This window comes from Staphylococcus simulans, from assembly GCF_002902285.1.
In the GTDB taxonomy this organism is placed as follows: domain Bacteria; phylum Bacillota; class Bacilli; order Staphylococcales; family Staphylococcaceae; genus Staphylococcus; species Staphylococcus simulans.
The window spans coordinates 1-4,518 of the sequence record NZ_PPRU01000093.1 but is presented as its reverse complement, the minus strand read 5'-3'; the positions used below and the strand labels follow the sequence as shown (position 1 = coordinate 4,518).

The following is a 4,518-nucleotide window of genomic DNA, read 5'->3' as shown; positions in this document are numbered from 1 at the left end:
GTCAGCTGCCGCAACTTCAAATGCGCAACGAGTACGAGTTGAGTCTTTTTCGAAAATTAATGCAATGTTTTTTCCTTTAAGTGTTTGTCGCTCAATACCTGCGTATTTTGCACGTTTTAAATCTTCTGATAAGTTCAGTAGGAACTCCATCTCTTTCTGTGAAAAATCTAATAATGTTAGGAAATGTCTATTTCTTAAGTTTTGCATTCTAATACAACTCCTCTATGTGATTGATTTCACATTAATTGTAAACGCTTTCTATTGGTTTCGTCAATGAAATTTTGCACAATTATTTAGTTATAACTTTAAATTTGTCTGAGAAGTTAACGTTATGCATAAGGTGTCTTTAAAGGTGCATTTTTAGCGATAACAAAAAGAAAAATATTCATTTATTTGTATGAATATATGACTCGCTTTTATTTGTATTACCTATTCCGTGTAAGTTAACCCTTTTTTGTTCAAAATCAACAAAAATTAATAGAAAGAAAATCACTGAATTCCTATACTTTCAGCATTTTTAACGTGGAAATAAAAAATATTTTACATGAGCTTAACAAAAACTTAAAAATAGATTGATTTTGGTTAAAAGTAATATAAGATAGTGTTATACAAGAAAATAAATGTCTCCATTAGACATCTATGATACTTACAACTAAGACAGAGCGGAGAGATATCAATGAAAAAACTTTGGTTAATTGTAATCAGTGCATTATTTTTATTAGCGGGCTGTTTCGGTTTGAAATCACATGATCAATCAGACGAAACAATTAAAAAAGGTAAAGCCACTGATCAAATGCAGACATTCAAAATTGGACAAATAGTAGATGCCGATGGTGTGGATGTTCAAGTTATTAAAGCAGAATACATTAATAACTACAGTGATATTGATGCACCAAAGAATGGGAAAGCATTACAAGTAACTTTGAAATTTAAAAATAATAATAAACCAAAAGTGGTTGTGGATTCTAGCGCATTCGCAATGACGATTAGAGGAGAAACGTATCCAGACTGGGTTGGCGGTAATCATTCAGAAGGAAGTTTCACGCATCAACTCAGTCATGGAAAAACTGCAGTAGAATCTTTGACGTTCGATGTACCAGATGCTAAAGTCTATACATTAGAAATGGATGCGCAGTTTAAAAAGAAAAATGTTAAAGGTAAATGGAACATCCACCAAGCAATGATTAAAAAAGGTGACAGTCAAAACGATACAAATAAAGCAGCAGCATCTGATACTAAAGAGAAAAGTTCTAAAAAATCATCTAAAGAAAAAGACTATCCTTATTCTGCCGATGAATATAATGCGTTAGTTGATTTATACAATGCCTTCACAAAAGGTGAGCGTATGAACCATGTCACACGTGGAGTTACGAACAAAGAATACAATGATTTAGCTGATCGTGTAGATAAATTGCTAGAAGATTATGGAGAAGAGCTTGATGCTGCATATCAAAAAGCAGTAAAAGAAGAAGAGGCTGAATGGCAAAAAAATCAAGACCGTATCAATAAAGAGTTTGAAGCAGAAATGAAACGCCAAGATGAAGTCAATGCGCGTGAAGAAGCACAACGACGCAAACAAGAAGAGGCGGAACAACGTGCTTATGAAGCTCAAGTACAACGTCAAAATGAACAAGCTGCACGTGAAGCAGAAGCACAAAAACAACAAAATACGAATAATCAATCTCAAGATGATTCACAATAATTGAAAAAGCTGCCTATGGCGGCTTTTTTATATTTATACATAGTATTAATTTGAATTACCTATACTCTAAAGTATTAATTGAAAAATATTCACTAAACCTTCATAAATATTCGAAAAAAGATTGCTTTTACTTAAAAGTATTATAAAATATTTCTATAAAGACAATTTGATGATAAATGCATTGAAATGTCATCGTTTCACAACTAAATACAGAGCGGAGAGAGAAAGATGAAAAGACTTTGGTTTTTGATGATTAGTGTATTATTTTTATTAGTTGCCTGCAGTGGCGCAAAGTCTGAAGAAAAGACAGAAGGTACAGAGGCAAGAGGTAAAGCAACAGAAGAAATGAAAACATTCAGAGTAGGGCAAATCGTTGATGCTGACGGTGTAGATGTTCGAGTAGTTAAAGCAGAGTATGTAAATGATTATGAAGATTACGAAGCGCCTAATAACGGTAAAGTATTAAAAGTGACATTGAAATTTAAAAACAATAACAGCGATCAAGTACTTGTAGATTCTAGCGCATTTACAATGAACGTCAGAGGAGAAACGTATCCAGATTGGATTGGCGGAGATGGTACAGACGGTATTTTCTCTCATCAATTAAACCAAGGTAAAACTGCGACAGGCACTTTAACATTTGATGTTCCAGAAGCCAAAGTCTATACCTTAGAAATGGACACGTATTTTAAAACTGCAAATGTTAAAGCGAAATGGAACCTTCATCAAGCAATGATTAAAGATGGCAGTTATAATGAAGCTGACAGCCAATCGGATACGAAGAAAGATAAAACAAAAGCTGAAGACGATAGCGAGGATTATCCATACACAGCAGAAGAATACAATGCGTTAGTAGATGAATATAACGCATTAACAGATGGAGAAAGAATGAACCACGTTACACGTGGTGTCACAAATAAAGGATACAACGATTTAGCAGCACGTATTGATAAACTTTATGATGAATTAGAAGCAGAATGGGATAAAGAATATCAAAAGCAACTTGAACGTGAAGATGCAGAATGGCAAAAAAATCAAGATCGTATCGATAAAGAGTTCGAAGCAGAGATGAAGCGCCAAGATGAAATAGATGCACGAGAAGAAGCACAAAGACAAAAACAAGAAGAAGCTGATCAACGTGCCTATGAAGCAGAAATGAAACGTCAAGACGAACAAGCAGCGCGTGAGGCACAAGAACAAGCGAAATTAGATGCAGAACTTCAAAAACAAGAAGAAGCAGTAGATCAAGCGATGTTAGAAGAGTAGATAGAAATAAATTTTAGTTTTAAAGGTGAGTTATAAAAATGGATGAATTAAGATATGAAAAACCTAGAAACCGTATCGCAGAAATTGTATTAGGTATTGTCGGCAGTATATTTGGGATTATTGGTGGGATTTCCACATTAATGGTCGCAAGTGCGAATGAAGCTGTCGGAAATGCTGGAAGCAGTGATATCTATACGTTAGGTATTATCGTTATATTGATGAGTATAGCGACATTCATTATTAGTTGTTTAATTAAGAGAAAGCGTGTATTAATGAGTATCTTGCTCATTATCGCAGGTGTACTAGACTTTTTCTTAATTGGTATCTATGGAATCATCGCAGGTATTTTAATCTTAGCTGCGGGTGTCTTAGCGTTATTACGAAAATAACGCAGTTATAATCAGCATATGCATGTGTTGTTATGTGTTGAAAACAGTTACTTTAAGAATAAAGATAATTATATTTCTCAAGAAGAATGGGTTAAGTTATGGCAAAAAGCACTTAAGGTCAACTATAAACCTGTAGCAAATATTAAAGCGATTAAGTCAAACAAAAAAGGTGATTCAGATATACAAGCAGCAATCAAAGAGACATCAAAATATTCGGTGAAGTCATCAGATTATTTAACAGGAGACAAAGAAAAAGATACAGAAATTGTGAGTGGTTTAGAACGAGGTTTGTACAGAAAGCATATGTTGAGTTATGAGGGTCTCTTGAAGAAAAAGCTTATTCAATTACTGCAATTTGGAATTTCGAAAAGCAAAATTACTTCTTAAAAAATTTACAGCACTAGCTACAAAGTTAGTGCTTTTTATTTTGGAAAATGTTAAAAAAGGGTGGGTATAATTTGGGTACACACAATTTGTAGGGGTACATTTGCAAAAAAATGCATACATCGAGAAAAACGCTATAACTCTTGAAATGTCTGGCTTCGCCAGACCATACATTTTTAAATGTATGCATATTTCCCTTATGCTCTTACAAGAAAATTAGCCCCAAAACGAAAGAGGTAACTACTTATTCGGAATTTGTTAATTCTGATGGCCCTGTTGCTATTGATCCAATAAATTTAACGGATGAGCAAATGCGAAGCTTAGGTATGAGTGAGCAACAGATTCAACAGGAAAAAATAACTACATATGCAGCTAAAACTAAAAAGTGGTCTAAGAAAATACCTAAAAATAAAATACAAGGTAGTTTAAATGTTGGTATTGGTGTTGCTGGTATTATCGGTGCATTCTTTAGTGCTGGTACGAGCTTAACAGTGTCTGCTAACGTTGCTACTGTTGTTAATGGAGTATTATCTTTTAGTAATGCTAAAGGTGTAATTGTTGATGGAACAGCTGAGAAAAGATTAGTCCGAGATAATCCTTATCAATTACCTAAAAAGAAATGGGTATATAAAGCTACTTGGGCAAAACGTTATTAAAATAAAAAAAGTCCGCTTTTGGCGGGCTTTTTTATATGAAAAAAATAGACGATATTATTACGATACTAGCTATAATGGCAATAATTGCACTTACTTTCATTTTTCTTATAGTTGCTATACC

4 protein-coding genes and 2 pseudogenes are annotated in these 4,518 nt (G+C 33.7%); 5 read left to right on the top strand and 1 reads right to left on the bottom strand.

Annotated elements, in window-relative coordinates:
- A pseudogene (locus CD112_RS13475) lies at positions 1-207 on the bottom strand (ornithine carbamoyltransferase); the annotation flags it as partial.
- A 469-nt stretch (positions 208-676) separates the two neighbouring features.
- On the opposite strand from CD112_RS13475, the gene CD112_RS13470 reads away from it, so the two are divergent.
- The 5 genes and pseudogenes from CD112_RS13470 (at position 677) to CD112_RS13450 (ending at position 4,397) form a co-directional block, all read left to right on the top strand.
- A complete protein-coding gene (locus CD112_RS13470; protein ID WP_060804075.1) occupies positions 677-1,702 on the top strand; it encodes a DUF4352 domain-containing protein in 1,026 nt (341 codons plus the stop codon).
- A 228-nt stretch (positions 1,703-1,930) separates the two neighbouring features.
- Positions 1,931-2,968, top strand: a complete 1,038-nt coding sequence (locus tag CD112_RS13465) for a DUF4352 domain-containing protein (protein ID WP_103364485.1) — start codon at positions 1,931-1,933, stop codon at positions 2,966-2,968.
- Positions 2,969-3,006: 38 nt separating this feature from the next.
- The gene (locus CD112_RS13460; protein ID WP_023016211.1) at positions 3,007-3,357 is read left to right on the top strand and encodes a DUF4064 domain-containing protein; all 351 of its coding nucleotides are present in this window, start codon (positions 3,007-3,009) and stop codon (positions 3,355-3,357) included.
- A 3-nt stretch (positions 3,358-3,360) separates the two neighbouring features.
- Positions 3,361-3,761, top strand: a pseudogene (locus tag CD112_RS13455) (protein rep); the annotation flags it as partial.
- 306 nt (positions 3,762-4,067) lie between these two features.
- A complete protein-coding gene (locus CD112_RS13450) occupies positions 4,068-4,397 on the top strand; it encodes a hypothetical protein (protein ID WP_126497901.1) in 330 nt (109 codons plus the stop codon).
- Positions 4,398-4,518 lie beyond the last annotated feature (121 nt).

Bases quoted from the DNA above. Each gene is read 5' to 3' on its own strand.
- CD112_RS13460 (WP_023016211.1), top strand. From the start codon at position 3,007: ATGGATGAATTAAGATATGAAAAACCTAGAAACCGTATCGCAGAAATT.
- CD112_RS13470 (WP_060804075.1), top strand. From the start codon at position 677: ATGAAAAAACTTTGGTTAATTGTAATCAGTGCATTATTTTTATTAGCG.
- CD112_RS13450 (WP_126497901.1), top strand. From the start codon at position 4,068: ATGAGTGAGCAACAGATTCAACAGGAAAAAATAACTACATATGCAGCT.
- CD112_RS13465 (WP_103364485.1), top strand. From the start codon at position 1,931: ATGAAAAGACTTTGGTTTTTGATGATTAGTGTATTATTTTTATTAGTT.